Consider the following 26,795-nt stretch of genomic DNA (forward strand, 5'->3'; position numbering starts at 1 on the left):
AGACGAAGACGCGCCGGGTTCACCGCCGGGGGGCACGCCGGGTCTTGGGGGGGCGGATGACGCGTGCCTTGCGGGGCGGCTTCCAGGACAGGCCCGCCTGCTGGTACAGCGCCTTCATCTCCTGGGACTCCAGCTCCCGCCAGCGGCCCAGACGCAGTCCGGTCCCCAGCTGGATGCAGCCGTAGCGCACCCGGATCAGGCGACTGACGGTGATGCCCTGGGATTCCCACAGGCGCCTCACCTCCCGGTTGCGGCCCTCCTTGAGGGTCACGTGGTACCAGTGATTGGCACCGGTGCCCCCCGCCTCCCGAATATCGTCAAAACGGGCCGGACCGTCCTCCAGTTCCACGCCGGCCAGCAGCCGCTGGATCACCGCCGGTTCCACCGCGCCCAGCACCCGCACGGCGTATTCCCGCTCCACCTCGGTGGAAGGATGCATGAGCCGGTTGGCCAGCTCGCCGTCGGTGGTGAACAGCAACAATCCGGAAGTGTTGAGATCCAGCCGGCCGATGCTCACCCAGCGGCCCTGGCGCAGCCGGGGCAGATGTTCGAACACGGTGGGTCGGCCTTCGGGGTCGGAGCGGGTGGTCACTTCCCCTTCCGGCTTGTGATAGACCACCACGCGCTGTGCCGGGACCTCCACGGAGACGGGGCGTCCGCGCACGGCGATCTGGTCTTCCGGGCTGGCCTGATCCCCCAGCTGGGCCACCTTGCCGTTGACGGTCACCAGGCCCTGGGCGATCCAGCGCTCCACCTCTCGACGTGAACCCAGACCCGCCTGGGCCAGCAATTTGTGGAGACGTTCGGTCATGATGTGTTATCCATCGCTGTCAAACCGGTAGTGTACTGATCCGCCCCCCCTTTCCGCCACAGGACGATTCCCCATGAGCGACACCCGCCACTTCATTCCACTGGACATCGCCGTACTGACGGTCTCCGATTCACGCACCCTGGCGGAGGATACCTCCGGGCAGGCACTGGTGGACGGGCTGACCCAGGCAGGGCATCGGGCGGCCGACCGGCAACGGGTGGCGGACGACATCTACCAGATCAGGGCCGTGGTCTCGGCCTGGATTGCCGACCCGGAGATTCAGGTGGTTCTCACCACCGGTGGCACCGGCATCACCGGTCGGGACGGCACACCGGAGGCGGTGGCACCCCTGCTGGACAAGGAAATCGAGGGGTTCGGCGAGCTGTTCCGGATGCTCTCCCACGAGGAAATCGGCACCTCCGCCCTGCAGTCCCGGGCGCTGGCGGGGGTGGCCAACGGCACCTATGTGTTCTGCCTGCCCGGCTCTTCCGGGGCCTGCCGCACCGCCTGGACCCGGCTGATCCAGTCCCAGCTTGACCACCGGACCCGGCCCTGCAATCTGGTGATGCTGATGCCCCGACTCAAGGAGCAATAGTCCCCAGATTACCGGTTCGTTTCCGCCCGGGACCGCACCGGCTCGGGATCCATCCCCAGATCCTTCAACTCCATCAGGCTGGGCAGATCATCCAGGGACGACAGATTGAAATAGTCCAGGAACCGGGGCGTGGTCCCGTACAGGGCCGGACGCCCCGGCACCTCCTTGTGTCCCACCACCCGCACCCACTCCCGCTCCGTCAGGGTCTTGATGATCTGGGTACTCACGGTCACCCCACGCACCGCCTCGATCTCCGCCCGGGTGATGGGTTGTCGGTAGGCAATCAGGGCCAGGGTCTCCAGCAGGGCGCGGGAATAGCGCGGCGGCCGTTCCTCCCACAGGCGGGAAATCCAGGGCGAGAGGGCCTCGCGCACCTGGAAACGGTAGCCGCTGCCCACCTGGCGCAACTCGTAGCCCCGGTCGTCACAGGCCTGGGCCAGGGCATCCAGGGCCTTGCGCAGTTCGGCCCGGGAAGGCCGCTCGGCGTCCTCGAACAGCCGTTCCATCTGTTCCAGGGAAAGGGGGCGATCAGCGGCCAGAAGGGCGCCTTCCAGAATGCGACAGAGCAGTTCAGGTGTCATGGGCAACATCGGCGCGTCTTGCCGCGCTCAGGTAGATGGGGGCAAACAGTTCCGCCTGCGCCAGCTCCACCAGATGGGCCTTGAGCAGCTCCAGCACCGCCAGGAAGGTGACCACCACCCCCCGTCGGCCCTCCTCCAGGGTGAACAGGGCCGCAAACGGCACCGGCCCTTGCCCCAGGGCCTCCAGTACCCGGGACATGCGCTCGCGCACCGACAGGGGCTCCCGCTGGATCTGATGGTGGGTGAACATGTCCGCTCGCTGCAGCACCTCCCGCAGGGCCAGCAACAACTCATCCAGCCCCACCTCCGGCAGTGGTCGCTCACCCGTGAGCGGCGGCGGCTCCAGGGTGGCCGGGAAGATATCCCGCTCCAGCCTGGGCAGGTCATCCAGGTCCTGCGCCGCCTGCCTGAACTGTTCGTATTCCTGCAGCCGCCGCACCAGTTCGGCCCGGGGATCGTCCTCGTCCTCCACCGCCGCGGACCGGGGTAGCAGCATGCGGGACTTGATCTCCGCCAGCATGGCCGCCATCACCAGATACTCCGCCGCCAGTTCCAGACGCATCTCCTGCATCAGCTCGATATACCCCATGTACTGACGGGTGATCTCGGCGATAGGGATGTCCAGAATATCCAGGTTCTGGCGCTTGATCAGGTAAAGGAGCAGATCCAGCGGCCCCTCGAAGGTCTCCAGAAAGACCTCCAGGGCATCCGGCGGGATGTAGAGATCCCTGGGCACCAGGGTCAGCGGTTCTCCGCGGACGATGGCCAGCGGTGCCCCCCCGGCCTGCCCGGCACCGTCCGGCGCCGGTGACAGGGCCGCGGGTTCGGTGCTCATCGGTAGGCCAGTCCCATACTGCGCCGGACCTCGTCCAGGGTGTCCCGGGCGATGTCGCGGGCGGCCTCGCAGCCTTCCGCCACCACGGATCGGACCAGATTCGGATCGGACTCGTATTCCCGAGCACGGGCCTGCATGGGCCGCAGCTCATCAAGTACCCCATCCACCACCGGCTGCTTGCATTCCACACAGCCGATACCGGCGCTACGACAGCCCTCCTGCACCCACTGATGGACATCCTCGCCGGTGTAGATCTGGTGCAGGGACCAGACCGGGCACTTGTCCGGATTGCCCGGATCGGTACGGCGCACGCGGGCCGGGTCCGTGGGCATGGTGCGGATCTTCTTTTCCACCTCCGCCGGCTCATCCCGCAGGGAGACGGTGTTGCCGTAGGACTTGGACATCTTCTGGCCGTCCAGGCCCGGCATCTTGGAGGCCTTGGTGAGCATGGGGTGGGGTTCGGGCAGGATGATGCGGCCGCTGCCTTCCAGATAACCGAACAGACGCTCCCGGTCCCCCAGGGAGATGTTCTGCTGGCTTTCCAGCAGGGCACGGGCCACATCCAGGGCCTCGTCCTCACCCTGTTCCTGGTAGCGGCGGCGCAGATCCCGGTACATGCGGGCGTTCTTCTTGCCCATCTTGTCGGCGGCCGCCTCGGCCTTTTCCTCGAATCCGGGTTCACGCCCGTAGAGATGATTGAAGCGGCGTGCCACCTCGCGGGTGATTTCCAGGTGGGCCACCTGGTCCTCGCCCACCGGCACCAGCCCCGCCTTGTAGATGAGGATGTCCGCGCTCTGCAGCAGCGGGTAGCCCAAAAAGCCGTAGGTGGCCAGATCCCTTTCCTTGAGCCTCTCCTGCTGGTCCTTGTAGGTGGGCACCCGCTCCAGCCAGCCCAGGGGCGTGATCATGGACAGCAAAAGATGCAGCTCGGCATGTTCCGGCACCCGTGACTGGATGAAGATGCGCGCCGAACCCGGGCTCACGCCCGCCGCCAGCCAGTCCACCACCATGTCCCAGACGCTCTCGCCGAGGATGCCGGGATCTTCATAATGGGTGGTGAGGGCGTGCCAGTCGGCCACGAAGAACAGGCATTCATAGGAATGCTGCAATTCGACCCAGTTCTTGAGGACGCCGTGATAATGACCCAGATGCAGTCGGCCCGTCGGACGCATGCCGGACAGGACGCGCTGGTTTTGTGCAGGCAGGGAACTCAAGTGGACTCCTTGGGTGTGTACTCGATGGAATGAGAAAAGTGATGACTTAAGGTGGTTACATGCGCCAGGACGGCAGTGCAAACAGGGTCTGGATCAGACCCACGATGAACCCGAAGACAGGAAGGAGGATCGCCCACAGCACGCCCGTGAGCAACAGACCCAGAACGATCACCAGGCCGTAGGGCTCCAGACGCTCGTAGCGGGCGGCGATCCGGGCCGGCAGGAAACCGGCCACCACCCGCCCCCCATCCAGGGGTGGGATGGGCAGCAGATTCAGTACCATCAGCAGGATGTTGATGGTGATTCCCGCCATGCCCATGTAGATCAGGGGCACCGCCGCCCAGTCGAAGGTCCCCTGCAGCATCAGGCCGATCTTGATCATCAGCGCCCAGAACAGGGCCATGAGCAGGTTGGCGAAGGGACCGGCGGCAGCCACGATGGCCATGTCCCGCTGGGGATTGCGCAGATTCCGGGTATTCACCGGCACCGGCTTGGCCCAGCCGAATACGAAGGGGGGTGCCGGCGTCAGGGCGGTGAAGATCAGAAGGCCGATGGGCACGGCGATGGTCCCCACCGGATCGATATGCTTGATGGGGTTGGCGGTGAGACGACCCAGCATCTTGGCCGTGGGATCTCCCAGTTGCTTGGCCATCCAGCCGTGGGAAGCCTCATGCAGGGTGATGGCAAACAACACCGGCAAGGCCCAGATGGCGATGATCTGCAGAATGCCTTCCATCAGTCCGTCCTCCGCGCCCGAACCGGCCTCACTCCTCCACTCCGGGGGGCACTTCGCCCTTGCCCCGACGCACCAGTCGAGGCACGTCGCTTTCCATGTCGATCACGGTGGTGGGCTCCAGGCCGCAGGGGCCGCCGTCGATGATCAGGTCCACCTGGGAGGACAGGCGTTCCTGAATCTCGTAGATATCGGTCAACGGCAGGTCATCGCCGGGCATCTCCAGACTGCTGCTCATGAGCGGCTGTCCCAGGGACTTGAGCATGGCCTGGGTGATGGGGTGATCCGGCACCCGCAGGCCGACGCTCTTGCGCTTGGGATGCTGCAGGCGTCGGGGCACCTCGTGGGTGGCCTTGAGCAGGAAGGCATAGGGACCGGGGGTGAGGCTCTTGAGCAGACGGTAGGAAGTGTTTCCCACCTTGGCATAGGTAGCGATCTCGGACAGGTCGCGGCAGACCAGGGTGAGGTGATACTGCTCATCCAGCTGACGGATACGCCGAATGCGCTCCATGCCGGACTTGTTGCCGATGGCGCAGCCCAGGGCGTAGCAGGAATCGGTGGGGTAGACGATGACCCCGCCGTCCTGCACCACTTCCACCACCTGCTGGATCAGGCGGGGTTGAGGGTCCACCGGATGGATCTCGATCACGCGGCTCATGGCAATTCCCGGTTATTCGGTATCAGGAGGGTGATTTTATCAGACCTGCGGGCTTGTGCCCGAATCATCTTGGAAGTTCTGAAACAGCCGCCCCTGCGCCAACCCCCCACCATGCGCTACCCTAAGCGCCATTACCCATCAACCAGGGAGTCCCATCGATGCTCTACGCCATCATCAGCCAGGACGTGGAAGACAGCCTGGAGAAGCGCCGCAGCGCCCGTCCCGCCCACCTGGAACGCCTGCAGGCCCTGCAGGACGCGGGGCGGCTGGTGCTGGCCGGGCCACACCCGGCCCTGGACATGGAAGATCCCGGTCCAGCCGGATTCACCGGCAGCCTGGTGGTGGCCGAGTTCGACTCCCTGGATGCCGCCAAGGCCTGGGCCGACACGGACCCTTATGTGGCGGCCGGTGTCTATGCCCAGGTGACGGTCAAGCCCTTCAAATTGGTGTTTCCCTGATTCCGGCCCTGCCTTGAACCCGCCCATCACCACAAGGACCCCATTGCAGATGCACTCCTTCAAGCTGATTCCCCTGGCTGCCGCCCTGGCCTTCACCCTGTCGGCCTGCTCCGGCAACGACCCCGAAACGACGACCGACGCCACCCGCGGCGAGCCGGTGGCCATGGTCAACGACAGCCCCATCTATGACAGCGACCTGGCCGATTTCCTGTCCCTGAGCCGCATGTCCGGCCACCATGGCGGCATGCAGACCCCGGACATGGCGCTGGAGGAGCTGATCAACATGGAACTGCTGCGCCAGGCGGCCCTGAGGGCGGGACTGGACAAGGATCCGCGGATGGTGCGGCAGATGGAACGCATGCGCACCAACCTGCTGATCAACACCCAGGTGGAGAATTTTCTGGACGACCTGAACTTCACCGAGGCGGACCTGCGCGCCGAATATGACCGTCAGGTGGCGGACATGGACACCCTGGAACTGCGGGCCCGCCATATCCTGGTGGCGACGCAGGAAGAAGCAGCGGCGCTGATCACACGCCTTGAGGCAGGGGAAGAGTTCCCGGCCCTGGCACGGGAATATTCGGAGGATGGCTCCGCCTCCGCCGGTGGCGATCTGGGCTGGTTCAGCGCGGACATGATGGTGCCGGACTTCTCGGACGCGGTACTGGCGCTGGAAAATGGCCGTTTCACCCATGAGCCGGTGGAAACGGAATTCGGCTGGCATGTGATCCTGCGCGAAGACAGCCGGGACATCGAGCCGCCCCCCTTTGCCGAAGTGCAGGAACAACTGGAGCAGATCCTGGCCCGAAGAGCCCTGCAGGACTATGTGGAACGGCTCCGACAGGAAGCCCGGGTGGAAGTGCGTGAGGACCGCCTTTCTCCCTGACGGCGGGCCGACCCACTCAGGCCCCTCTCCCCTTGGGAGAGGGGTTGGGGTGAGGGCCGAAAAGACTCAGGCTTCCTGAATCAGCCCGGACAGCAACGCCGTCCGGGTACGCATCAGGGCCTCGTCCCCCCGCGACTCCACGTTCAGCCGGATCACCGGTTCCGTGTTGGAACCCCGCAGATTGAAGCGCCAGTCGCCGAAGCCCATACTCAGGCCATCGGTGTCATCTTCTTCCAGGGCACGATCCCGGAACACCTGGCCGATCCTGGCAAGGGTCCGCGCCACGTCCACCACCCGGAAATTGATCTCGCCGCTGCAGGGAAAGGCCCGCATCCGCTCGTCCACCAGCGCGGACAGGGGCTGACCGGTCCGGCACATGCGCTCGGCCACCAGCAGCCAGGGAATCATGCCGCTGTCGCAGTAGGCAAAGTCGCGGAAGTAATGATGGGCCGACATCTCCCCGCCATAGAGGGCGTCTTCGAGACGCATGCGCTCCTTGATGAAGGCATGTCCGGTCTTGCTCATCACCGGCACGCCACCAGCCGACTGAACCATTTCCACCGTGTTCCAGGTCAGGCGCGGGTCATGGACGATCTTCTCCCCCGAATGGCGTTCCAGCAACTGGGCCGCCAGCAGCCCCACCACGTAATAGCCCTCCACGAACCGGCCCTGCTCGTCGAACAGGAAGCAGCGGTCGAAGTCGCCATCCCAGGCGATTCCCAGATCCGCCCCGTGGGCCTTCACCGCGTCGGCGGTGGCGCTGCGGTTCTCCGGCAACAGGGGATTGGGAATACCGTTGGGGAAACGGCCGTCCGGGGCATGGTGAACCCGGGTCACCCGGAAGGGCAACCGGGCAGCCAGGGCATCGAAGGTGGGACCGGCGGCCCCATTGCCCGCATTCACCACCAGATGCAGTGGCCTGAGCACCGACTCATCCACCAGACCCAGCACCCGCTCCACATAGCCGGCCATCACGTCCAGCGGCTCGTCCCGGCCCATCTGAACATGGCCCTCGACCGGGACGGCATCACGGGCCAGGGCCTCGATCTCGTTCAGGCCGCTGTCGCCGCTGATGGGCACGGCGCCCGCCTTCACCAGCTTCATGCCGTTGTAGTCCATGGGATTGTGACTGGCGGTGACCATGATGCCGCCCCCCATGCCGGGCAGTGACGCGGCATGGTAGACGGTCTCGGTGCCGCACAGCCCCAGGGACCGGGTGTCCACCCCCGACTCGTTCAATCCCTGCACCAGCGCTCGCGCCAGTGCCGGACTGCTCAGACGAATATCCTCCCCCACTGCCACCGGCCCCGCCGGACGGATGACGCGGGCGTAGGCCCGGCCGATGCGCCGGGCCAGCTCCGGATTCAGTTCATCGGGGACACGGCCGCGGATGTCATAGGCCTTGAAACAGGCAAGACGATCGGTCATTGCATCAAACCTTATAGAAGTCCCGATACCAGCGCACGAAGTTCTCCACGCCCTGCTCCACCGGCGTACACGGACGATACCCCACGTCGTTCACCAGGTCCTGCACGTCCGCATAGGTATCCGGCACGTCACCCGGCTGCAGGGGCAGCAGGTTCTTTTCCGCCTTCATGCCCAGGCAGTCCTCCAGTACCTGAATGTAATGGAGCAGTTCCACCGGCTGGTTGTTGCCGATGTTGTAGAGCCGGTAGGGGGCAAAGCTGGTGGCGGAGTCGGGCTCGGCACCGGACCAGGCCGGGTTAGGCTCGGCCACCCGGTCCAGGGTGCGGATCACCCCTTCCACGATGTCATCGATATAGGTGAAGTCCCGGCGATGGCGACCGTAGTTGAAGACATCGATGGGTTTGCCCTCCAGGATGTTGCGGGTGAACATGAACAGGGCCATGTCCGGGCGCCCCCAGGGGCCGTAGACGGTGAAGAAGCGCAGCCCCACCGTGGGCAGGCCGTAGAGGGAGCTATAGGTATGGGCCATGAGCTCATTGGCCTTCTTGCTGGCGGCGTAGAGGCTCATGGGATGATCCACGTTGTCGTGGACGGTGAAGGGCATGGTGGTGTTGGCCCCATAGACGGAACTGGAGGAGGCGTAGACCAGGTTCTCCACCCCGTGGTGACGGCAGCCTTCGAGGATGTTGATGAACCCCACCAGATTGGTTTCCACATAGGCGTGTGGATTCTCCAGGGAATAGCGCACCCCGGCCTGCGCCGCCAGGTTCACCACCCGCTGGGGCTTGTGACGGGCGAACAGGTCTTCCATCGCGGCACGATCGGCGATATCGGCCCGCACGTCCGTAAAGCCGGGATGGGCCTTCACCCGCTCCAGACGGGCCAGCTTGAGATTGACGTCGTAATAGTCGTTGAGATTATCGACGCCGATGACCTCATCCCCCCGCGCCAGCAGACGCAGGGCCAGGGCCGAGCCGATAAAGCCGGCAGTGCCGGTGACCAGGATTTTCATCAAAGACTCCAATAGGCCTGGGTGGCCCCCACGACGGACGGGGACAGGGCCGATTTCACGTCGATCAGCACCCCGCTTGAGGCCAGGCGCCGGGCAAGGCTGTCGGACCCCGCCGCCAGGTAGGCCCGGTGAGGCACGGCCAGGATCAGCCCGTCCAGGTCCTGGAAGGCCTCCAGAGGCGACAGGGTCAGACCATATTCATGGTGCGCCTCCTGAGCATCCGCCAGCGGGTCATGGATCAGGGGTTCGATGCCGAACTGACGCAGTTCCTTGATGATGTCGGGCACGCGGGAGTTGCGCAGGTCCGGGACGTTTTCCTTGAACGTGAGCCCGAGAATGCCCACCCTGCCCTGCTTCACGGGACGGTCCTGCTCGATCAGCAGCTTCACCAGGCGCTGGGCCACATAGGCCCCCATGCCGTCGTTGATGCGCCGGCCGGCCAGGATCACCTGGGGGTAGTACCCCACGGCCTTGGCCTTGGTGGTGAGATAATAGGGGTCCACGCCGATGCAGTGCCCTCCCACCAGACCGGGGCTGAAGGGCAGGAAGTTCCACTTGGTGCCGGCGGCGGCCAGGACATCCCGGGTGCGGATGCCCAGACGATCGAAAATCAGCGCCAACTCGTTCATCAGGGCGATGTTCAGATCCCGCTGGGTATTCTCGATCACCTTGGCGGCCTCGGCCACCTTGATGGTGGGCGCCCGATGGACGCCCGCCTCGACGATGCGTCCGTAGGCCTCGGCCACCCGTTCCAGCGTCGCCTCGTCCTCGCCGGAGACCACCTTCACGATGCGGGTCAGGGTGTGTTCCTTGTCACCGGGATTGATGCGCTCGGGGGAATACCCCAGCTTGAAGTCCACCCCCTGACGCAGACCGGAAATCCGGGCCAGGAGCGGTCCGCAGATCTCCTCGGTCACGCCGGGATAGACCGTGGACTCGAACACCACCACCGCCCCGGGCGACAGTACCCTGCCCACGGTCTCGCAGGCGGACAGCACCGGCCGCAGATCGGGCTGGCGATTGTCGTCGATGGGGGTGGGGACGGTGACCACGAAGAAGGTGGTTCCCACCAGATCGCAAGGATCGGTGGTGTATTTGAGGGTGCTGGCCTTGAGTTCTTCGGGCGTGACCTCGCCGGTGAAGTCGTGGCCTTCCTGGAGCGTGCCGACCCGACGTTCACTGATATCAAACCCGACCGTCCCGGGATAGTGGGCCGCAAAACCCATGGCCACGGGCAGCCCGACATACCCGAGACCGATGACACCGATCTTTTCGCTCATTGCGTGGGTTCCTTGGAAAGGGAGTGTTCCTGAATGACCGCAAGATACCGGAAATCCCGGGTGCTGGCGACTGGCCCAAGAGATGGATCCGGCACTTTCAACTCCGTCCGGCAACGGTTCGGGGCAACAGGCTCTCCACCTCGTCCGGTGCCATGGGAAGACCATAGAAAAAACCCTGCACTTCCTGACAACCCAGTTCTTTCAGGAAATCCGCCTGGGAGGCGGACTCCACGCCCTCGGCAACCACCCGCAACGACATGGCCTCGGCCATGGAGATAATGGCGGTGACGATGGATCGATCATCGGCACTGCCGGCGATGCCGCAGATAAATTCACGATCCACCTTCAGGGAATCGATCGGCATGGATTTGAGTCGGCTCAGACTGGAATAGCCGGTGCCGAAGTCATCGATAGCGATGCTGATCCCCACTTTCCTGAGCGCGTGCAGAGCTTCATGGATCTGCAGGATATCCAGGGCAAGCAGGCTCTCCGTGACTTCCAGTTCCAGCCTGTCAGGTGCCAGCCCGGTGTCGGCAAGCACCTGCAGGACCAAGGCAACGAAATTCGGCTTCATGACCTGTTTGACGGACACATTGATACCGATCCTGGGCAACCATAACCCCTGTTGAATCCAGAACGCCGCCTGGCCACAGACGGTACGCAATACCCACTCGCCGATCCCGACGATCAGACCATCCTCTTCTGCCAGGGGGATGAACTCCAGGGGCGATACCGCCCCCAGAAGCAGGTTATGCCAGCGCAGCAACGCCTCCAGGCCACTCAATTGCCCGGTTTCCAGGTTGAACTGGGGTTGGTACCGGACAGAGAGTTCATCCCGCTCGATGGCATGAGCCAGCTGATTTTCCAGGGTCAGCCGCTTCTGGGCCGCGGTATTCATGGAGTCCTGATAATAGGAAAACAGGCCAGGCCCCAGGCGCTTGGAAAAGTGCATGGCGAGATCGGCGTTTTTGAGCAGCATGTCGTCCGTATCGCCGTCACAGGGAAACAGTGCAATACCGACACTGGGCGTCATGATGATCCGGTGTTCCCCCAGATCCACGGGAAGGCTGAGTTCGGCAATGATGCGCTGGGCAATCTTGCCGGCATCCTCGTCCCTGACCATGTCGGGAATCAGGACGGCAAACTCATCGCCACCGAACCGGGCCAGAGAGTCGGCAGCCTGCTGCGACGGAAACGTGATCGAATCACAGCTCCGCAGACAGTCGTGCAACCGTCTGGCGGTGGTCCTGAGCAGTTCGTCACCGCGACTGTGGCCCAGCGTATCGTTGATGCGCTTGAAGTTATCCAGATCGATCAGCAGCAATGCAAAATGCCGGTGCTGTCTTCGGGACAGGCTGATCGCATGTTCAAGGCGGTCCTTGAACAAGACCCGGTTCGGCAAACCGCACAGGTTGTCGTAGTGGGCCAGTTCATACAGACGCCCTTGCACCTCCAGATTCAGTTCGTACTTCCGCGTCAGCGCATGGGCAATCTGCAGGACTTCGACAATATCGAAGGGCTTTTTCAGAATCAGCAGATTGTCCGTCTGCCCCAGCACTCCCATGATTTCAGACCAGGAATAGTCCGCGTAGGCGGTGCAGAGCACCACCTGCAGGTCGGGGCATTCTTCCCAAAGCCGCTTGATGGTCTCGACCCCGTCCCATCCCGGCGGCATGCGCCCGTCCACAAAGGCCAGCGCATAGGGCCGACCCTGTGCAACGGCTGCCCTGACACAGTCCAGTCCTTCCTTGCCCAAAAAGGCAGAATCCAATTCAAACGTGCGCGCAGCGGCACCCGCCACATTGCCGCCGAACAGCATGTGCTCCATGTCCTGCAGGGCATCAGCCTTGTCATGTCCTCTCCCGAGGATCTTGCGGAAATCTTCATGAATCGCGGGATTGTCATCGATGATAAGCACACGATGCGGCAGGGAGGGAATTGACATGCAGAGGAAAGCCTCACGTTTCCTGAATATAAGGAATCTCAAGCGTGAACGTTGCGCCGCGGCCAGGACCATCGCTGTGGGCCTTCAGGCTGCCGCCCAGATCACGGGCCGTCAGCGCACCGATATGCAGACCAAAGCCATGCCCGTCACGGCGGGTCGTAAATCCATGCTGGAAAATCCGGGTGATGTTCTCGACGGGAATGCCGATACCGTTGTCCTCCACCTGAAGACTCAGGTTGCCCTCGGCACTCACCAGGGTACGCAGTGTCACTACTCTGGGTGAATGTTCCGTTTCGGAACAAGCATATTTGGCATTATGAATCAGGTTCAGCAGTATCTGCAGCACACGGTGCCTGTCGGTGACGATCGGCGGCAAATTCCCGTACTGGCGGTCGACATTGATCCCGTGTCTTGAGAATGCGCCGGCGTTCAACTTCAGTGCATCCTCCATCAGGGTTTCCGGCAACAGGGATTCCAGCACATCGGGGACACGGCCGTAATTCTGCTGCATGGCCACGATCTCCTTGATATGGTTGATCCGCTCACCCAGGGTCCCGGTTTCGTGCCGCAAAAACCGGCGTTCCTCCTCCAGCAACGCGGCCAGCGATGAGAGGTATTCCGGCAGTCTCCTGCCGCGTTCATCGGTACTGATGAATTCGGCCAGTCGTTCCCGGTTGGCCTCAAGCAGTCCGGCCACCCTGGAAACATTCACCACCCGCGACCCCTGCAACTGCGCCATCAGCAAGTCACAGGACACGTTCACGCTATTGAGTACATTGCCCACGTTGTGCAGCACTCCCGTGGCCACCTCGGCCATGCCCGCGGCGCGGGAGACTTGCATCAGCGTGTTCTGCACCTCGGACAGGTCCGCCAGAGCCTGCTCCTTGGCCGCCACCTGTTCGGTGAGTTCCGCCGTTCTCTGGCGGACACGTAACTCAAGATTGTCCTTGGCGTCCATCAACGCCTTTTCCACCTCGATACTGGCAAAGGCCATGGCCAGCACCTGTGCGATGACCTTCAGGCCATGGATCTGGCTGCCCGACCAGAAGACCTCCTGCCTGCGGGCCTCGAAGCCGATTGCGCCATAAACCACCTTATCCGTGTAGATGGGCACCGAAAGGGAGGACTTGATCCCAAGCCGCTCCAGCAACATTCGTTCGTTCACCGCCTCAACAGGCAGATGATCCACACAGGGAATATGCAGAATGGATTTTTCCACCAGCACCTTCTGCCTGAACACCGGCATGTCGTCGATGGGAAACTGATGAATGAGTGCCGCGGAAGATGGCTGACCCTCCCGGCACCACTCATGGGTGACCCTGGCGACAAGCCCCTCTTCCGTGCGGTAAAAAGTCAGGATATCGCTCTGGTCAACCCCGAAAAACTCACCGGTGAGCTGTAGTGCCCGATTGATCCTGGCATCGATCGTGACGCTGCCGACAGCAATGAAATCCGTTGCGATATCGGCCACCAGTTCCTGAAAACGGCGCTGCAGCTCAAGGGCTTGATCCGCCTGCTGACGCAGCTTGATATTGAGCAGCATCTGCGCGAACACCGTCAGCAGCTGCTGCTCCTTGAGGGAATAGGTATGGTGTGCCCTGACCGAGTCAAAACCGACGAATCCCACACATTCGTCCGTATTCATCATGGGTACCGCGATCAGGCTCTTGATCTGCTGCGGCTCCAGTACCGCGCGGATCCCGCTACCCACCGGCAAGGCCAGGACATCGGGGATATACATGGTCTCCCCGCGCAGATGGGTTTGCACCCAGTCCACGAACAGGTTGAGCGGCACTCCCTGCAATATGTCGATTTGCGGCAGTATCCCTTCCTCGCACCATTCGTGGGTGTTGTTGCAGACCTGGCCGTCAAAGTCATACTCGAACACGTAGACCCGGTCCGCATTGACAAACCTGCCCATCCTCCGCAGGGCCTGATGGATCGGCGTATTGATGTCGTCCAGGGGAAGATTGATGAACGAGGTTGCCAGCTCCATGAGCAGGGACTGCAACTGATTCTGGTATTGCACCACCTGTTCATGGCGCTTCCGCTTGGCACGCCCCGGGTCCCGGGGATACGGGTTGCCACCGAGTCTTTGCCGAAAGGATTTCCGTCTGGACAATGCCATTTACCTCCCTGATTGAAGCCCCTAGCCAATGCCTGACGCCATTCCATCAAAACGGGCTGAAACAGGGCATCCCTTTCCACGCCAACCCGATGGATCACCCCCCCAGCAGATCCTCAATCATCCGGGCGTCGATGGGGGGTGAGTCCGGCGCCCGCTCGCCGCCGCGGTAGACCTGATCCGCCAGTTGCCGCTTGCGGGCCTGCAAGGCCAGTATCTTTTCCTCCACCGTGTTCTCGGTAACGAGCTTGTAGACGAAGACCGGCTTGTCCTGGCCGATGCGATGGGCCCGGTCGGTGGCCTGGGCTTCCACGGCGGGATTCCACCACGGGTCGTAGTGGATGACGGTATCCGCCTGGGTGAGATTGAGTCCAACCCCGCCCGCCTTGAGGCTGATCAGCATCAACGGGACGTGACCGTCACAAAAGCGGCTGATCACCTCTTCCCGCTTGCGGGTCTGGCCGGTCAGCTTCGTATAGCTGATCCCCGCCGGGGCCAATTCCTGTTCGATCAACCCCAGCATGGTGGTGAACTGGGAAAACAGCAGCACCCGACGGCCCTCGCTGATCAACTCCGGCAGCATCTCCATGAGCATCTCCAGCTTTGCCGAGGGTATCTTTTTCGTACTTCCCCCGCGCAATGCCTCCGGCAACAGGCGGGGATCACAGCAGACCTGACGCAATTTGAGCAAGGCATCCAGAATGGTGATCTGGCTCCGCGCCAGGCCCTTTTGCGCGATGGCATCGCGCACCTTCTTTTCCATGGCGAGCCGGATGCTCTCGTACAGCGCCGCCTGCTTGCCGTCGATGGGGGTACTGCGCAACAACTCGGATTTCTCCGGCAACTCCCGGGCCACCACATCCTTGGTCCGACGCAACATGAAGGGGGCCACGCGACGGGTCAGCCGTTGCAGTTTCTCCCCATCCCGGTGTTTTTCGATGGGGGTGCGGTAGTTGCGGGTGAACTGCTCCCGGTTGCCCAGAAAGCCCGGCAACAGAAAATCGAACTGGGCCCACAGCTCGCCGAGGTGATTTTCCATGGGCGTACCGGTCAGACACAGTCGGTGATCGGCCTGCAGATGACGCACCACCTGGGCCGCCTGGGCGCGGGGGTTCTTGATCTGCTGCGCCTCGTCCAGAATCAGATAGGTAAAACGCTGCTCCAGCAGGTTCTTGCTGTCCCGGGGGAGCAGCGGATAAGTGGTGAAGACCAGATCGTAGTCGTCCAGGCTGTCGAAGTGGGACTTACGATCCGCGCCCTGCAGCACCAGGGTCTTGAGCGACGGACAGAACTGGGCTGCCTCGCGGCGCCAGTTGCCCAACAAACTGGTGGGGGCCACGATCAGGCTGGGCCGGTCGAGCCGGCCGGCCGCCTTCTCCACCATCAGATGGGCCAGGGTCTGCACGGTCTTGCCCAGGCCCATGTCATCCGCCAGCACGCCGGCCAGCTGGTGTTCCCGCAAAAACTGCATCCAGTCCACACCGTGCTGCTGGTAGGGACGCAACTTGCCGACAAAATCCGGCGGCAGCGGCACCGTGCGCAAGCCGTCGAACTGGGCGAGTTGCCGGGCCAGTCGCTCCATGCCCTCGCCACCTTGCACCGGGATCGGCCCCAGTTCCAGCAGTCGGGGGGCATCCAGTCGCGACAGGCGCAACTCGTCCTGATCGGGACCCAGTTCCTCGTGCAGATCCACCAGGGTCTGCAACACCGGCTCGATCTGTTCCCGGGCCACTTTCACATACTGCCCCCCGTCCATGGGTAGCCACAGGATCTCCGGCAAGGTACCGGGCACATAGTCGGCCAGCAGGTGGACCACCAGGGGCAACAGGGGAATCCTGCGCCCGTCCACCTCCAGATCAAATCTCAGATCGAACCAGCCCTGCCCCTCCTCCACCTCGGCCTGCAGCCTGTCCGCATGCAGCAACCGGGGTGCGTCACCCTGGACATGTCTGATATGCCAGCCCTGGGCCTGCAGGCGCGGCAGCACCGTGTCCAGCACCTCGAACCACTGCCCCAGGGCGGCCTGGCGATCCCGCTCGCCCATGATGGGGCGCCACAACTCCGGCCGCTGGGGCCAGGGTTCCAGCCCTTCGGCGCGAATCAGGTCCTGGGCCCGCTGCTCGGCGTCCCGGTGCCGGTGCACTTCCACCAGATCGCTCCCGGCTTCCCCCATGACCACGTCATGGGGATCCTGGGGCATCACCACCACGTCATCGCCATACATGAAATGGAACAGCAATCCTGACTGCAGCAGATCCGGGTCGTACAGGATGACCGCAAGCGCCGGTGTCGGTGCCTGGTCACGGATCTCGCGTCGGGACACCGGGGTGGGCGTGGGCAGATAGGGAAACTGCCGGGCCAGACCCAGACTGACCTGCTCCACTTCGGAAGCGGCCACCGGCGGTGAGGCGAGTAGCCGTGCCAGCCAGTCCGGGGCCAGGGTCGAAGGGATTTCCAGGGTGCCCACCTGAAAATCCATCGGGTCCAGATACTGGCATGGCTGTACCTGGATCAGGTGAATCCTGCGATCCCCGTCGGTTCGCGGCACCAGGTGATACTGATCATCAACGGCCTCCCAGGTCAGGTGCAGCTGCCGTGACGGGCCGCGGGTCAGCGGCCGTTCCGGTGCCTCCGACCAGTAAAGACGTCCGGAATCGAGCATCATCTCCAGTGCCAACGCCCCGGGGCGGCCCCTGAGAGCGCTGTTGCGATCGTCAGGATCATGGCGATAATGGGCGGCATGGCTGGAAAAAGTGCTGGTACCCCCCCCGGCCGACACCTGTTGCACGATCTCCCTGTCCAGTTCGGTCATGGCCTGATAGGTGGACCCGTAGGGTTGGAACAGAGTGGCAAACCTCACCTCCCGCCCCTTGGTCGGCGTGCCGTCCTTGCGGTAGATGGCCAGACGAAAGCCCACGCTGGCACTGCCGTCGGCGGCGTGGAGTGTCAGCTGGTACAGCAGGCAGTTCTGGTTCGGTATCGCTTCGTCGGAGCCATCGGATGCCAGGGAAGACGATTCCGCCACCCCTTCCAGCCACTGCAGGAACAGCGGTTTACCCGAAGCGGAAGCCGCCAGGGCCTGTTCCTGCTCGCGCATGGCCAGAGCCGCCGACACCACGTGCTTGCAGTTATCGCCCACGGGGCAACTGCATTCACCGTGCAATACCACGAACGCATCCTCGCGATCCGGCCGCACACGGACAAATCGCAAGAACTGTTCATAGACGCGGCCACCACTGCCCCGGGTCACCGCCCGGCAGCTGAATTCCTTATGGTCGCGCCGAATGATCTTGATCTGCCCAGTGCGCCCCTCCTCGAAGTACCGTCTTCCGCGCTCGTAGTTTCTGTATCCGCAATCCTTACGAATGCCACTCAGGGTGATCCACTGCTTCTGTTGTTTCGAGGTCATGGGGTCCAGTGATGGATAAATGGTGAAGGCGCCGAAGATACTCGAAAATCCGGATTTGACGTCTCCAGGCGTTTAAATTTCAGGGATTTTCGCACAATGCGAACACTGCGCATGTACTTGACGGGCACCTGCCTTTCAGAACCCGCCGCGCACCAGGATCAGAACCACCAGGCCGACCAGAAGGAGCGTGCCGATCAACAGCCAGATGAACCAGTCCTTCGGGGTGAACCGCTCCACCTGCCCCACCCTCACCCAGCGACGGGGCTTGACGCCCTGGAACAGGAACACGAACTGGGCCGCGATGATCACGCAAATCACGTTGACGCCGAGCAGGAGCGCCGCTCCCATGGCCGGCTCGAACTCCCCCTTGCCCAGCAACATGCCGAACACGGCAGCAGGCGGCAGCAAGGCGACCGCCACCATGACACCCACCAGACGGGTGGTGATGCCGCTGGTCAGGGCAAGGACACCCGCGGCACCGGCGGTGAGGGCCAGCACCACATGGGCGACATTGACCTCGGTGCGTGCCAGCACTTCGGCATTGCTGACGCTCACCGGCCACAGAAAGCCGATGACCAGACTCAGCAGGACGGCCAGCCCCAGACCGACAAACGCGGTGAACAGGGCGCGCATGGCCAGGGCGCGCGCGCCCATGGAGACGCCGAAGGCAAAGGTGATGACCGGTCCCAGCAACGGAGCGATGACCATGGAACCGATGACCACCGCCGTGTTGTCTTCGGCCAGACCGATGGTGGCGGCAATGGTGGACAGAAAAATCAGCATCACAAAATTACGATCCAGATTTCCCTCCTTGGCCATCCGGGTATACAGTTCCTCAAGGGTGAGATCCCTGCCCCCCGGGGCGTCGGGCCGGGGCGCGGTGTTCGGTTGCCCCGGCATCGGCACCGTGGTTTCAACGGGCAGCACCACGATGCGCGCCGTGGGTTCCTTCATCATCATGCCTTGCAGGGCTTCCATCAGCCGCTGGGTATTTTCCGCGTTGACGACCATGCGCACGGAGATTCGGCCATCCTCATTGGTGGCCCCGCACCAGGCGTCGATGGCATGATGGGCCTGTGCCAGTGCCAGCAGGCGTGGCCGCAGATACTCGGGGCTGATGACTTCTATGAGTCGCATCGACGTATCTCCATGCTCCTGACCCGTGTTGCAACCCGCGCTGCTTACTGGAAACACACCTCAACGCAAGGAGCCTTTCAGATGACAGAGGGCACTTCACCGGTCCTGATTTCTCAGGTCATCCAGTTTTCCGTCGCCCCGGTGTTCCTGTTGGTGGGAATTGCCGGATTCATCAATGCCTTCGTGGTGCGCCTGGCCAGAATCGTGGATCGCAAGCGCGCTCTGGCCGACCGGTTGCGGGAGCCCGAACCGGTGCGGTTCGAGCTGCATCGCCGGGAAATGGACATCCTGGATGAACGGGCGGGATTGATCAACCTGGGCATCAAGCTCAGCATCGCCACGGCCATGCTGGTCTGCTTGACCATCCTGACCGTGTTCATCGATTTTCTGCTGAGCATGGAACATCCACGCTTGATCGGTACCATGTTCGTGTTTGCCATGGCAAGCCTGATCGCCTCCCTGGGGATGTTCGTACGCGATCTACAGCTGGCCTCGGCGGCCATGGCACTGAACGACGAGGACGTGCCACGCACCCGGAGCACTGCGCCGGACACACAGGAACACTGACCACCGGACCCATGTTTCGGTGGCCCAATGACTGAAACGGCTCAGCCCCCGCCGATATCCCGCAGTCGTGCCATGATGGCCTGCAGTTCCGTGCGGGTATCCTCGGAGGCCTGAATCCGGCCCTGCATCTCTGCCAGGGCCGCCGTGGCCCTGTGCAGTTCGGCAAGGGCCTGGTCCCGCTCCGCCGTCAGGGTCGTCAGGACCTGCCGCAGTTCGCCGACGTCGGCCTCCACGCCTCGAGATTCCGACGGCATTGATGTCGAGGCCGGGGCCTCTCCCTGGCAGGTCACGATCACCCGGCGGCCATGGCCATGGGTGCGATGCTCCCACAGGAAAATCCCTTGCCAGGTTCCCAGGGACAGGCGCCCCCGCGCGAAAGGCACGGTCAGGCCGGTGCCGGTCAGCACGCTGCGGATATGGGCCGACATGTCATCCGGCCCCTCCATGTCGTGAGCATAGCGGGGATCACCATCGGGAATGGTCCGGACCAGATGTCCCTCCAGATCCCGCAGTACCGTGGGATCGGCGTTTTCGGTGATAGTCAGGGAGGCGCTGGTATGGCAACAGAACACATGACACAGACCCGTTTCCAGACCGGACTGCCGCAGGTGTTCATTGACATGATGGGTGATCTCCACCGGGCCACGGCCCCGAGTGGTGACGGTGAACGGCGCTTGGTGAATGGGCATGGGTATCGTCCCGGGTATTCGGCATGGCGTGAGTCTATCCTGTCCCGACGGCAAAATCGCGACATGTCCCGCGACCGGCAACGGTACGGGATGCGTCTCGCGGGAAATCTGTGCCATAATCGCCTACGTTCACGCTCCGGTACCCGGAGTGTTCTTTACTGCCCCGGTAGCTCAGGTGGATAGAGCGTCCCCCTCCTAAGGGGAAGGTCCCACGTTCGAGTCGTGGTCGGGGCGCCAGGCATCGCCCGGCGGCGCTGGTTCATGAGGGGTGCCGTGGGGAGTCGGTTTCCCCACGGCGGGGGCCGACTACAGCATGGACTGTTCGTACTTGGTCAGTCCCAGGCGCTCGATCAACTCAAGCTGGGTCTCGATCCAGTCGATGTGCTCTTCTTCCTCGGCCATGATGGCGGCGAACAGATCCCGACTGGGATAGTCTCCCACCTTTTCCGCGTAGGCCACGGCCTCCTTGTAAACGGCATGGCCCTCATGCTCCAGCTTGAGGTCGCACTCCAGGATTTCCTTGGTGTTTTCACCGATGTAGAGCTTGCCCAGGTCCTGCAGATTGGGCAGGCCCTCAAGGAACAGGATACGCTCGATGAGCTTGTCCGCATGCTTCATTTCATCGATGGACTCGTGGTACTCGTACTCGTCCAGCTTGGTCAGACCCCAGTTCTTGAAGATGCGGGCGTGCAGGAAATACTGGTTGATGGCGGTAAGTTCGCCCTTGAGGGCCTTGTTCAGGTATTCGATGACCTTCTTGTCGCCTTTCATGGTGTGCTCTCCTCGAAGTCAGTGTTGGACCCGGTCGGCAGGATCTCTTTTCTTTTTATAGCGTACCTACCCAGTACAGACTTGGAATGACTCTAAAAGTTTAGACCATCACCACGAGGACGTCATCCGTCGGGCGACGCAACCGACGACGTCCCGGATTCTCAGCCCAGCGCCCATTGCGGTGCATCCGCCATGGACACATTGACCGCGGGCGCCGCATTCAGGGTGTCGCGCAACAGACGATTGGCGCAAACCCCACATTTTCCGCAATCGGTACATACCCCGAGTTCCCGGCGCAGATCCCGCATGCTATCAGCGCCCTCGGCCACCGCCCGGCGGATCTGATGATCCGTGATTCCCTTGCAAAGACAGACATACATGCCGTTAAATCCTCATTCACTTATCCGACACACCAGCTGGGAATTTGCGCCTGAATGGTAATCAATGTCAATACCATCCAGACTGAATTTCTTGCGCAAAGGCGCCTAACCGGTTAGAAAGCACGATCCGGACCAACCGGGACAGCTCGCTACACCGGTATTTTCTTGCAGGAAAACATGGACTCCGGGTGTTGCATCGCAATAAAGTGTGCCCCGTCTGGGCCACCTGCAAGGGCTGGTCACAAGAATAAGGCTCGGGACCTGACAGGTCCCTGAACGTCCAAACTGAACAACGGATGACGAGGACAATCCATGAAACCCCGTACCGTCACGGTCATTGATAACGCAACCGGCAAGCAGGTAGAGCTGCCCGTCCTGGAGGGCACCGTCGGTCCCGCCACCGTGGACATCCGCCCCCTGTCCAAGGAACTGGGCTACTTCACCTACGACCCGGGGTTCATGTCCACCGCCAGCTGCCGCAGCGACATCACTTACATCGATGGCGACAAGGGCATCCTGATGTACCGCGGTTATCCCATCGAGCAGCTGGCCGAGCACAGCAGCTATCTGGAGACCTGCTATCTGCTGCTGTACGGTGAACTGCCCACCGCCACCGAGCTGGAGAACTTCACCCGTATCATCCAGAAGCACTCCATGCCCCATCAGGCCATCCGTCGCTTCTACGACGGCTTCCGCCACGATGCCCACCCCATGGCCATCATGGTGGGCGTGTTCGGTGCCCTGTCCGCCTTCTTCCACGACAGCACGGATGTGCACAATCCCCGGCACCGGGAGATCTCGGCCCACCGCATGATCTCCAAAATGCCCACCATCGCCGCCTGGTCCTACAAGTACGCCATCGGCCAGCCCTTCCTGTATCCGGATAACGAGCTGGGCTATTCCGAGAACTTCCTGCGCATGATGTTCGGTGTCCCCACCGAGCGTTACGAGCCCAACCCCATCTTCGCCAAGGCCCTGGATCTGATCCTGATCCTGCACGCCGACCACGAGCAGAACGCCTCCACCTCCACCGTGCGGCTGTCCGCCAGTTCCGAGGCCAACCCGTTTGCCGCTGTGTCCGCCGGCATCACGTCGCTCTGGGGCCCCCTGCACGGTGGTGCCAACGAAGCCGTGGTGCGCATGCTCGAGCAGATCGTGGAAAGCGGTCAGGGCGTGGATCACTTCGTCAACCGCGCCAAGGACAAGGATGACCCCTTCCGTCTGATGGGCTTTGGTCACCGGGTGTACAAGAACTACGACCCGCGGGCCAGAATCATCCGCAAGATGTGTCATGAACTGCTGGCGCAGATGGGTGCCGACAACCAGCCCCTGTTCGAGGTGGCCATGGAGTTGGAGCGCATCGCCACGGAAGACGATTACTTCAAGGAGCGCAAGCTGTACCCCAACGTGGACTTCTACTCCGGTCTGATCCTGCGGGCCATGGGCATCCCGCTGAACATGTTCACCGCCATCTTCGCCCTGGCGCGCATCGTCGGCTGGAACGCTCACTGGTGCGAGATGATGCAGGACCCGGAATCCCGCATCGGTCGTCCGCGTCAGCTCTACACCGGCGCCGCCGCCCGGGACTACGTGCCCATTGAGAAGCGCTAGGTCCACCTGTATATTAGGAAAACCTAAAACACAGGAGGGCCATGCCCATGACGATTGATCGCGCAGTTTTTGCCTTTGCCGGCGGAATGATCCTGCTCAGCCTGCTGCTGTCCCTGGCCAGCCCGCTGTGGCTGTGGCTCACGGCCTTTGTGGGCCTGAACCTGCTGCAGTCGGCCTTCACCGGGTTCTGCCCGCTGGCCATCGTGCTGAAAAAGGCAGGCATCAAGCCGGGCCAGGCGTTCAATTGATCTGAATCGGCCCTGACCGGTGCGCCCGAGGGCGCACCGGTTCATTTCGTTCTTCCCCGCCCGTACCCCTGCCCCGGAGGCAAAATCCGCTGCAACTGGATGGCGGGTTCTCTCCATTCCCTTTCCCTTGACCCGCCAGGGCGACGCTTCTTCCCACCTGTTTCAACCCCGCCCGCGCGAGACGAACCGACAACACCCGGGCTTTCCCTCCCCCTCGGTGGGTCCCGTGGTTCCTGTCTCAGCAACATCTCCAGGGTGGGTTCAGGCGCCTTGGCCGTTTTCATGGACACCGGCAAGACATTCGTCAGGGATGGCCCATGAAGCCATGGGCTGATGCCAAGTGCAGCCACGCCGCCGAGAAAGATCAGTCCCGGCACCCATGCCGATACCCCCATCAGGGTCAGATAGATCGCCAGCAACACCCCACTGCCCCCTGCCATCTGCGCCCAGCGGCACCCCTGCCCATGAAGCACGGTGCCCGCTGCCGCCAGCATCAAAAGGGTCGAGAGGGTCACGGGCACCCCATGCTGCCATAGCACGGGAATGAGGATGCCGGCCAGCAACTGGGCATCCATGTCGGGCGTACTGAAGCTGAAGTCCCTTTGCGAGGCCGCCAGGAACACCGCGGACAGCAGAACCCCCAGAAGATGCAGTAGTGCCGCCAGGGCCGCCGCCATCATCGCCATCGCCGCCACCGGGCAGGCCAGGCGATACAGCAGTGATGATGCCTCCCCGCCCGGATCGGTTTCCTTGTTCATTCCGCCTGCCCTCCTCCCGGTAAGCCCCGCGCTCTTCCCAGTCAATATACCTGCCTGTTCTAGTAACATGGACTCTGCCTGGCCAATCGGCCGACCCATGTTCGGAATTTGGGAGCCTTTATCATGACCAAAGACAAGCCTTACCAGATCCATGCCCTGGAACTGGGCCCCATGGGAAACCGGATCTATCTCATTGAGGATAGCGCCTCCGGCACCGCCGCCGTGGTGGACCCCGCCTGGGAAGTGGAAGAAGTGACCGATCTGGCTCGTGCCCGGCGGCTGCGGATCACCCATATCCTGCTCACTCATACCCATCAGGACCATGTCAACGGCCTTGAGCGTCTGCGGGCACAGTCCCCTGACGCCCGGGTGCACCTGCTCAAGGCCGAAGCAGACATCTGGGGGGACTGCCCGGCGGATGCACATTTGCACCAGGACGGTGATCTGATCCGGCTGGGGGAGACCACGATCCGGGTGATGCATACCCCCGGACATACGCCGGGGTCAGTCTGCTACCACTTGGGCGATGACCTCATCACCGGTGACACACTGTTTGTTTTCGGCTGCGGTCGCTGTGACTTGAAGGGAGGGGACCCCGCTGCCATGTTCCATACCCTGGCGCGCCTGCAGCAGACACTGCCGGGCGGGACCGTGATCCATCCGGGGCATGACTACGGCGTGAAGCCGCAATCCACGCTCAAGGAACAGGCGGAGGGAAATCCGTTCATGCAGTTTGATGATGTGACGGCATTCACCCGCTACCGGATGCATGACCATGATCAGGTGCGGGACACCCCCTACGGGCCGGTGAGCTTGCGGTAATGCGAAGGATACGCCGATGATGGCCCATGGTCCGTCATTCCCGCGAAGGCGGGAATCCAGTGGCCAAGGATATGCCAGTGATGGCCCATGATCCGTCATTCCCGCGAAAGCGGGAATCCAGTGGCAGGCTGAAAATCATGGACTCCCGCTTTCGCGGGAGTGACGGATGGGTAGCGGGGGTGACGGCAAACGAGCACATCACCCCAGGGACTCCAGCCAGGCCCGCCGGCAATTGGCCTGGCGCCGTTGCTCCAGGATCTGACGGATGCGACCACCGGCCTCGTCCAGGGTCACGGGTCCGGCGGGATGGATGGTTTCGCAGTAGAGCAGATGCAGCCCCACTTCGGTCTGCACCGGCTCGCTCACCATACCCGCCGTCATCCGGAACAGTACAGCGTCCAACTCCGGGTACAGATGCCCCTCGGGCACCCGCCCCAGCAGCCCGCCCTGGAGTGCGCTGGGACACTCGGAGTGGCGCATGGCCAGATCGGCGAACATCCCCGGATCAGCAAGCAGGGTCTCCCGGATCGCCTCCAACCGCGCCCGGGCAGCCTCCGGGGTGTTTTCGGGAAAATCCGGATTCAGGGTGATCAGGATCTGCCTCACCGTACGGGTTTCCGGACGCTGCAGACGATCCTTGTGACACGCATGGTACCGGGCCACTTCCTCGTCCGTCACCGGCTCGGCCCGGGCAGCCACCCGCTCCAGCAGGGCCTCCAGGCGTAATTCCCGGTAAAGGGCCTGCAAAAGACCCTCCCGATCGAGACCATGGCGACTCAGCTCTTCCTGAAACTGCCGCGGCTCCGGGTAACGGGATTCGATCTCCCGCAAGGCCCGGGTCACCTGCCCCTCGGGCACATGGACATCCCGGGCCTCGCTGGAGGCCAGGGCTCGCGCACCGATGTCATAGGCCATAAGGGCGCGATGGCGAACAATGCCTCGCTCGTCATCGGAGAGGCTGCCCAGGGGCTTGTCGAAGTAGTCCAGGGCAGCCCGCAGCTCGATGTAAAGGAGTTCGGGGCGCTGTTCCAGTGTAAGACTCATGAAGGTTGCTCCTCGGTCGGATCGGTCAGAGCCTGCTCCGGCACCTGCAGGACCCGTCCGGCAAAGTTCACGTGATAGGCCACACCGTCCGGCAGATCCCTCAAGACCTTGCAGACCTCGCCCACGGTCCCGGGGCTCACCACCGTCTCGCCGTTGATCCCCAGCGGAATTGCCGGAGTCACCTTGTCACGGAATTCATACCGGGTGGGCACCCAGGGGGCGTCGGCGTCGATCAATTCTTCCTGTCGGCACCCCACCACACGGCCCGCATCCAGAAAGTTGACGGTGTAGATCACCTGATCCTGCAGGAAGGTGCCCCTGCCGATGACCACCCCGATACTGCCCCGGGGCACCAGCAGCTCGCCCCGGTCCATGCCGGGGTAGGTGCCGTCGTTGCGCAAGGGGCGGACCACCCTGACCTGCTCGCCGTACTCTCGATAGTGCTCCATGGGGCTATCTCCGGATGAAGGCCTGTTCCAGGGGCACCACGGTGACGCCCGGCGCCGGGCGCTTGAAAACCTTGAACACCTTTTCGGTGCGGGCATCGGATTCCACAAAATCCACGTAGGACTGCATCAGCAGGCTGCGGTAGATATCCCGTCGGGCCGACAGGTCCGTGGGCAGGTTGTCCAGGGTACCGGAGAGGTAGTCATGAAAGCGCTGCAGGATATGCAGGCGATTCACCCGGACAACGGCCTCATCGTAAGGAATGTTGAAATACTCAAGAAACTCTTCGGCAGACCCCATTTCCCGCAGGTCTTCTTCCAGTTCGGTGGTTTCAGTCATGGTTCAGACCTC

At 62.8% G+C, this 26,795-nt stretch carries 26 protein-coding genes, 1 tRNA gene and 1 pseudogene; 8 read left to right on the forward strand and 20 right to left on the reverse strand.

The features are described 5' to 3' along the window. Positions 1-19: 19 nt before the first annotated feature. On the reverse strand, positions 20-811 hold the full coding sequence (gene rluB / locus ACLF6L_RS10130; RefSeq protein ID WP_200175169.1) for a 23S rRNA pseudouridine(2605) synthase RluB: 792 nt from the start codon (positions 809-811) through the stop codon (positions 20-22). Between the two features lie 73 nt (positions 812-884). Between rluB and moaB the strand changes: the two genes are divergently transcribed. Further along, positions 885-1,406: a molybdenum cofactor biosynthesis protein B gene (moaB, locus tag ACLF6L_RS10135; protein WP_200175177.1), complete on the forward strand. Its 522-nt coding sequence runs from the start codon at positions 885-887 to the stop codon at positions 1,404-1,406. An 8-nt stretch (positions 1,407-1,414) separates the two neighbouring features. On the opposite strand, the gene scpB is transcribed toward moaB, so the two are convergent. The 5 genes from scpB to ACLF6L_RS10160 all read right to left on the reverse strand — a co-directional run bounded on the left by scpB (position 1,415) and on the right by ACLF6L_RS10160 (position 5,427). Beyond that, positions 1,415-1,987: an SMC-Scp complex subunit ScpB gene (gene scpB, locus ACLF6L_RS10140; protein ID WP_242467121.1), complete on the reverse strand. Its 573-nt coding sequence runs from the start codon at positions 1,985-1,987 to the stop codon at positions 1,415-1,417. Next, positions 1,977-2,822 (reverse strand): segregation and condensation protein A, encoded by an 846-nt coding sequence (locus ACLF6L_RS10145; RefSeq protein ID WP_412851619.1) that lies wholly within the window; start codon positions 2,820-2,822, stop codon positions 1,977-1,979. The genes scpB and ACLF6L_RS10145 overlap by 11 nt, the downstream gene beginning before the upstream one ends. Continuing rightward, positions 2,819-3,994, reverse strand: a complete 1,176-nt coding sequence (locus ACLF6L_RS10150) for a tryptophan--tRNA ligase (protein ID WP_412852782.1) — start codon at positions 3,992-3,994, stop codon at positions 2,819-2,821. Before ACLF6L_RS10150 ends, ACLF6L_RS10145 begins: the two co-directional genes overlap by 4 nt. A gap of 97 nt (positions 3,995-4,091) precedes the next feature. Then, entirely contained in the window at positions 4,092-4,772 is a 681-nt protein-coding gene (locus ACLF6L_RS10155) for a site-2 protease family protein (RefSeq protein WP_412851620.1), read from the reverse strand. Between the two features lie 28 nt (positions 4,773-4,800). Then, on the reverse strand, positions 4,801-5,427 hold the full coding sequence (locus ACLF6L_RS10160) for an L-threonylcarbamoyladenylate synthase (protein ID WP_238616102.1): 627 nt from the start codon (positions 5,425-5,427) through the stop codon (positions 4,801-4,803). Positions 5,428-5,585: 158 nt separating this feature from the next. Here ACLF6L_RS10160 and ACLF6L_RS10165 point away from each other — a divergent pair, with 158 nt between their 5' ends. Further along, positions 5,586-5,885 carry a YciI family protein gene (locus ACLF6L_RS10165; protein ID WP_412851621.1) on the forward strand — a complete coding sequence of 100 codons (300 nt, stop codon included), beginning with the start codon at positions 5,586-5,588 and terminating at the stop codon, positions 5,883-5,885. 49 nt (positions 5,886-5,934) lie between these two features. Continuing rightward, entirely contained in the window at positions 5,935-6,771 is an 837-nt protein-coding gene (locus ACLF6L_RS10170) for a peptidylprolyl isomerase (RefSeq protein WP_412851622.1), read from the forward strand. 66 nt (positions 6,772-6,837) lie between these two features. On the opposite strand, the gene ACLF6L_RS10175 is transcribed toward ACLF6L_RS10170, so the two are convergent. From ACLF6L_RS10175 to ACLF6L_RS10205, 7 genes are all read right to left on the reverse strand, one after another. After that, entirely contained in the window at positions 6,838-8,199 is a 1,362-nt protein-coding gene (locus ACLF6L_RS10175; protein ID WP_412851623.1) for a phosphomannomutase, read from the reverse strand. A 4-nt stretch (positions 8,200-8,203) separates the two neighbouring features. Next, entirely contained in the window at positions 8,204-9,211 is a 1,008-nt protein-coding gene (locus ACLF6L_RS10180) for an NAD-dependent epimerase (RefSeq protein WP_008931651.1), read from the reverse strand. Next, entirely contained in the window at positions 9,211-10,491 is a 1,281-nt protein-coding gene (locus tag ACLF6L_RS10185; RefSeq protein ID WP_412851624.1) for a nucleotide sugar dehydrogenase, read from the reverse strand. The genes ACLF6L_RS10180 and ACLF6L_RS10185 overlap by 1 nt, the downstream gene beginning before the upstream one ends. A gap of 97 nt (positions 10,492-10,588) precedes the next feature. Continuing rightward, positions 10,589-12,436 carry a putative bifunctional diguanylate cyclase/phosphodiesterase gene (locus ACLF6L_RS10190; RefSeq protein ID WP_412851625.1) on the reverse strand — a complete coding sequence of 616 codons (1,848 nt, stop codon included), beginning with the start codon at positions 12,434-12,436 and terminating at the stop codon, positions 10,589-10,591. Between the two features lie 13 nt (positions 12,437-12,449). Next, positions 12,450-14,564, reverse strand: coding sequence for a GAF domain-containing protein (locus ACLF6L_RS10195; protein ID WP_412851626.1), 2,115 nt, complete (start codon positions 14,562-14,564; stop codon positions 12,450-12,452). 94 nt (positions 14,565-14,658) lie between these two features. Continuing rightward, entirely contained in the window at positions 14,659-17,970 is a 3,312-nt protein-coding gene (locus tag ACLF6L_RS10200; RefSeq protein WP_412851627.1) for an SNF2-related protein, read from the reverse strand. A gap of 135 nt (positions 17,971-18,105) precedes the next feature. After that, positions 18,106-19,107, reverse strand: a complete 1,002-nt coding sequence (locus ACLF6L_RS10205) for a TIGR00341 family protein (protein ID WP_412851628.1) — start codon at positions 19,105-19,107, stop codon at positions 18,106-18,108. Between the two features lie 81 nt (positions 19,108-19,188). Here ACLF6L_RS10205 and ACLF6L_RS10210 point away from each other — a divergent pair, with 81 nt between their 5' ends. Then, positions 19,189-19,674: a DUF2721 domain-containing protein gene (locus ACLF6L_RS10210; protein WP_238616094.1), complete on the forward strand. Its 486-nt coding sequence runs from the start codon at positions 19,189-19,191 to the stop codon at positions 19,672-19,674. A gap of 272 nt (positions 19,675-19,946) precedes the next feature. On the opposite strand, the pseudogene ACLF6L_RS10215 reads toward ACLF6L_RS10210, so the two are convergent. Next, a pseudogene (locus ACLF6L_RS10215) lies at positions 19,947-20,363 on the reverse strand (secondary thiamine-phosphate synthase enzyme YjbQ); the annotation flags it as partial. Between the two features lie 160 nt (positions 20,364-20,523). On the opposite strand from ACLF6L_RS10215, the gene ACLF6L_RS10220 reads away from it, so the two are divergent. Next, positions 20,524-20,600, forward strand: a tRNA-Arg gene (locus ACLF6L_RS10220). 69 nt (positions 20,601-20,669) lie between these two features. Here the strand turns inward: ACLF6L_RS10220 and bfr are convergent. Continuing rightward, positions 20,670-21,134 (reverse strand): bacterioferritin, encoded by a 465-nt coding sequence (gene bfr / locus ACLF6L_RS10225; protein WP_008931643.1) that lies wholly within the window; start codon positions 21,132-21,134, stop codon positions 20,670-20,672. Between the two features lie 161 nt (positions 21,135-21,295). Further along, positions 21,296-21,514: a bacterioferritin-associated ferredoxin gene (locus ACLF6L_RS10230; protein WP_238616093.1), complete on the reverse strand. Its 219-nt coding sequence runs from the start codon at positions 21,512-21,514 to the stop codon at positions 21,296-21,298. Between the two features lie 312 nt (positions 21,515-21,826). Between ACLF6L_RS10230 and ACLF6L_RS10235 the strand changes: the two genes are divergently transcribed. Together ACLF6L_RS10235 and ACLF6L_RS10240 are read left to right on the forward strand one after the other, a co-directional pair. After that, positions 21,827-23,125 carry a citrate synthase gene (locus tag ACLF6L_RS10235; protein WP_008931641.1) on the forward strand — a complete coding sequence of 433 codons (1,299 nt, stop codon included), beginning with the start codon at positions 21,827-21,829 and terminating at the stop codon, positions 23,123-23,125. A 47-nt stretch (positions 23,126-23,172) separates the two neighbouring features. Then, on the forward strand, positions 23,173-23,373 hold the full coding sequence (locus ACLF6L_RS10240; protein WP_008931640.1) for a DUF2892 domain-containing protein: 201 nt from the start codon (positions 23,173-23,175) through the stop codon (positions 23,371-23,373). Positions 23,374-23,414: 41 nt separating this feature from the next. On the opposite strand, the gene ACLF6L_RS10245 is transcribed toward ACLF6L_RS10240, so the two are convergent. Continuing rightward, the gene (locus ACLF6L_RS10245) at positions 23,415-24,131 is read right to left on the reverse strand and encodes a hypothetical protein (RefSeq protein ID WP_412851629.1); all 717 of its coding nucleotides are present in this window, start codon (positions 24,129-24,131) and stop codon (positions 23,415-23,417) included. 123 nt (positions 24,132-24,254) lie between these two features. Between ACLF6L_RS10245 and ACLF6L_RS10250 the strand changes: the two genes are divergently transcribed. Next, the gene (locus tag ACLF6L_RS10250) at positions 24,255-24,953 is read left to right on the forward strand and encodes an MBL fold metallo-hydrolase (RefSeq protein WP_412851630.1); all 699 of its coding nucleotides are present in this window, start codon (positions 24,255-24,257) and stop codon (positions 24,951-24,953) included. A 198-nt stretch (positions 24,954-25,151) separates the two neighbouring features. Here ACLF6L_RS10250 and nifM read toward each other — a convergent pair whose 3' ends face one another. Genes nifM through nifW form a run of 3 tightly spaced genes read right to left on the reverse strand, consistent with a single transcriptional unit; the run spans position 25,152 to position 26,783 of the window. Further along, entirely contained in the window at positions 25,152-25,997 is an 846-nt protein-coding gene (gene nifM, locus ACLF6L_RS10255; RefSeq protein ID WP_412851631.1) for a nitrogen fixation protein NifM, read from the reverse strand. Beyond that, positions 25,994-26,446: a nitrogen fixation protein NifZ gene (locus ACLF6L_RS10260; RefSeq protein WP_238616089.1), complete on the reverse strand. Its 453-nt coding sequence runs from the start codon at positions 26,444-26,446 to the stop codon at positions 25,994-25,996. The genes nifM and ACLF6L_RS10260 overlap by 4 nt, the downstream gene beginning before the upstream one ends. 4 nt (positions 26,447-26,450) lie before the next feature. Beyond that, positions 26,451-26,783 (reverse strand): nitrogenase-stabilizing/protective protein NifW, encoded by a 333-nt coding sequence (gene nifW / locus ACLF6L_RS10265; protein ID WP_238616088.1) that lies wholly within the window; start codon positions 26,781-26,783, stop codon positions 26,451-26,453. Between the last annotated feature and the right edge of the window lie 12 nt (positions 26,784-26,795).

The sequence above is a fragment of the Ectothiorhodospira shaposhnikovii genome, from assembly GCF_047222355.1.
Classification (GTDB): domain Bacteria; phylum Pseudomonadota; class Gammaproteobacteria; order Ectothiorhodospirales; family Ectothiorhodospiraceae; genus Ectothiorhodospira.

Coding starts and splice junctions, on each gene's coding strand:
- rluB (WP_200175169.1), bottom strand. CDS start 811: ATGACCGAACGTCTCCACAAATTGCTGGCCCAGGCGGGTCTGGGTTCA.
- moaB (WP_200175177.1), top strand. CDS start 885: ATGAGCGACACCCGCCACTTCATTCCACTGGACATCGCCGTACTGACG.
- scpB (WP_242467121.1), bottom strand. CDS start 1,987: ATGACACCTGAACTGCTCTGTCGCATTCTGGAAGGCGCCCTTCTGGCC.
- ACLF6L_RS10145 (WP_412851619.1), bottom strand. CDS start 2,822: ATGAGCACCGAACCCGCGGCCCTGTCACCGGCGCCGGACGGTGCCGGG.
- ACLF6L_RS10150 (WP_412852782.1), bottom strand. CDS start 3,994: ATGCGTCCGACGGGCCGACTGCATCTGGGTCATTATCACGGCGTCCTC.
- ACLF6L_RS10155 (WP_412851620.1), bottom strand. CDS start 4,772: ATGGAAGGCATTCTGCAGATCATCGCCATCTGGGCCTTGCCGGTGTTG.
- ACLF6L_RS10160 (WP_238616102.1), bottom strand. CDS start 5,427: ATGAGCCGCGTGATCGAGATCCATCCGGTGGACCCTCAACCCCGCCTG.
- ACLF6L_RS10165 (WP_412851621.1), top strand. CDS start 5,586: ATGCTCTACGCCATCATCAGCCAGGACGTGGAAGACAGCCTGGAGAAG.
- ACLF6L_RS10170 (WP_412851622.1), top strand. CDS start 5,935: ATGCACTCCTTCAAGCTGATTCCCCTGGCTGCCGCCCTGGCCTTCACC.
- ACLF6L_RS10175 (WP_412851623.1), bottom strand. CDS start 8,199: ATGACCGATCGTCTTGCCTGTTTCAAGGCCTATGACATCCGCGGCCGT.
- ACLF6L_RS10180 (WP_008931651.1), bottom strand. CDS start 9,211: ATGAAAATCCTGGTCACCGGCACTGCCGGCTTTATCGGCTCGGCCCTG.
- ACLF6L_RS10185 (WP_412851624.1), bottom strand. CDS start 10,491: ATGAGCGAAAAGATCGGTGTCATCGGTCTCGGGTATGTCGGGCTGCCC.
- ACLF6L_RS10190 (WP_412851625.1), bottom strand. CDS start 12,436: ATGTCAATTCCCTCCCTGCCGCATCGTGTGCTTATCATCGATGACAAT.
- ACLF6L_RS10195 (WP_412851626.1), bottom strand. CDS start 14,564: ATGGCATTGTCCAGACGGAAATCCTTTCGGCAAAGACTCGGTGGCAAC.
- ACLF6L_RS10200 (WP_412851627.1), bottom strand. CDS start 17,970: ATGACCTCGAAACAACAGAAGCAGTGGATCACCCTGAGTGGCATTCGT.
- ACLF6L_RS10205 (WP_412851628.1), bottom strand. CDS start 19,107: ATGCGACTCATAGAAGTCATCAGCCCCGAGTATCTGCGGCCACGCCTG.
- ACLF6L_RS10210 (WP_238616094.1), top strand. CDS start 19,189: ATGACAGAGGGCACTTCACCGGTCCTGATTTCTCAGGTCATCCAGTTT.
- bfr (WP_008931643.1), bottom strand. CDS start 21,134: ATGAAAGGCGACAAGAAGGTCATCGAATACCTGAACAAGGCCCTCAAG.
- ACLF6L_RS10230 (WP_238616093.1), bottom strand. CDS start 21,514: ATGTATGTCTGTCTTTGCAAGGGAATCACGGATCATCAGATCCGCCGG.
- ACLF6L_RS10235 (WP_008931641.1), top strand. CDS start 21,827: ATGAAACCCCGTACCGTCACGGTCATTGATAACGCAACCGGCAAGCAG.
- ACLF6L_RS10240 (WP_008931640.1), top strand. CDS start 23,173: ATGACGATTGATCGCGCAGTTTTTGCCTTTGCCGGCGGAATGATCCTG.
- ACLF6L_RS10245 (WP_412851629.1), bottom strand. CDS start 24,131: ATGAACAAGGAAACCGATCCGGGCGGGGAGGCATCATCACTGCTGTAT.
- ACLF6L_RS10250 (WP_412851630.1), top strand. CDS start 24,255: ATGACCAAAGACAAGCCTTACCAGATCCATGCCCTGGAACTGGGCCCC.
- nifM (WP_412851631.1), bottom strand. CDS start 25,997: ATGAGTCTTACACTGGAACAGCGCCCCGAACTCCTTTACATCGAGCTG.
- ACLF6L_RS10260 (WP_238616089.1), bottom strand. CDS start 26,446: ATGGAGCACTATCGAGAGTACGGCGAGCAGGTCAGGGTGGTCCGCCCC.
- nifW (WP_238616088.1), bottom strand. CDS start 26,783: ATGACTGAAACCACCGAACTGGAAGAAGACCTGCGGGAAATGGGGTCT.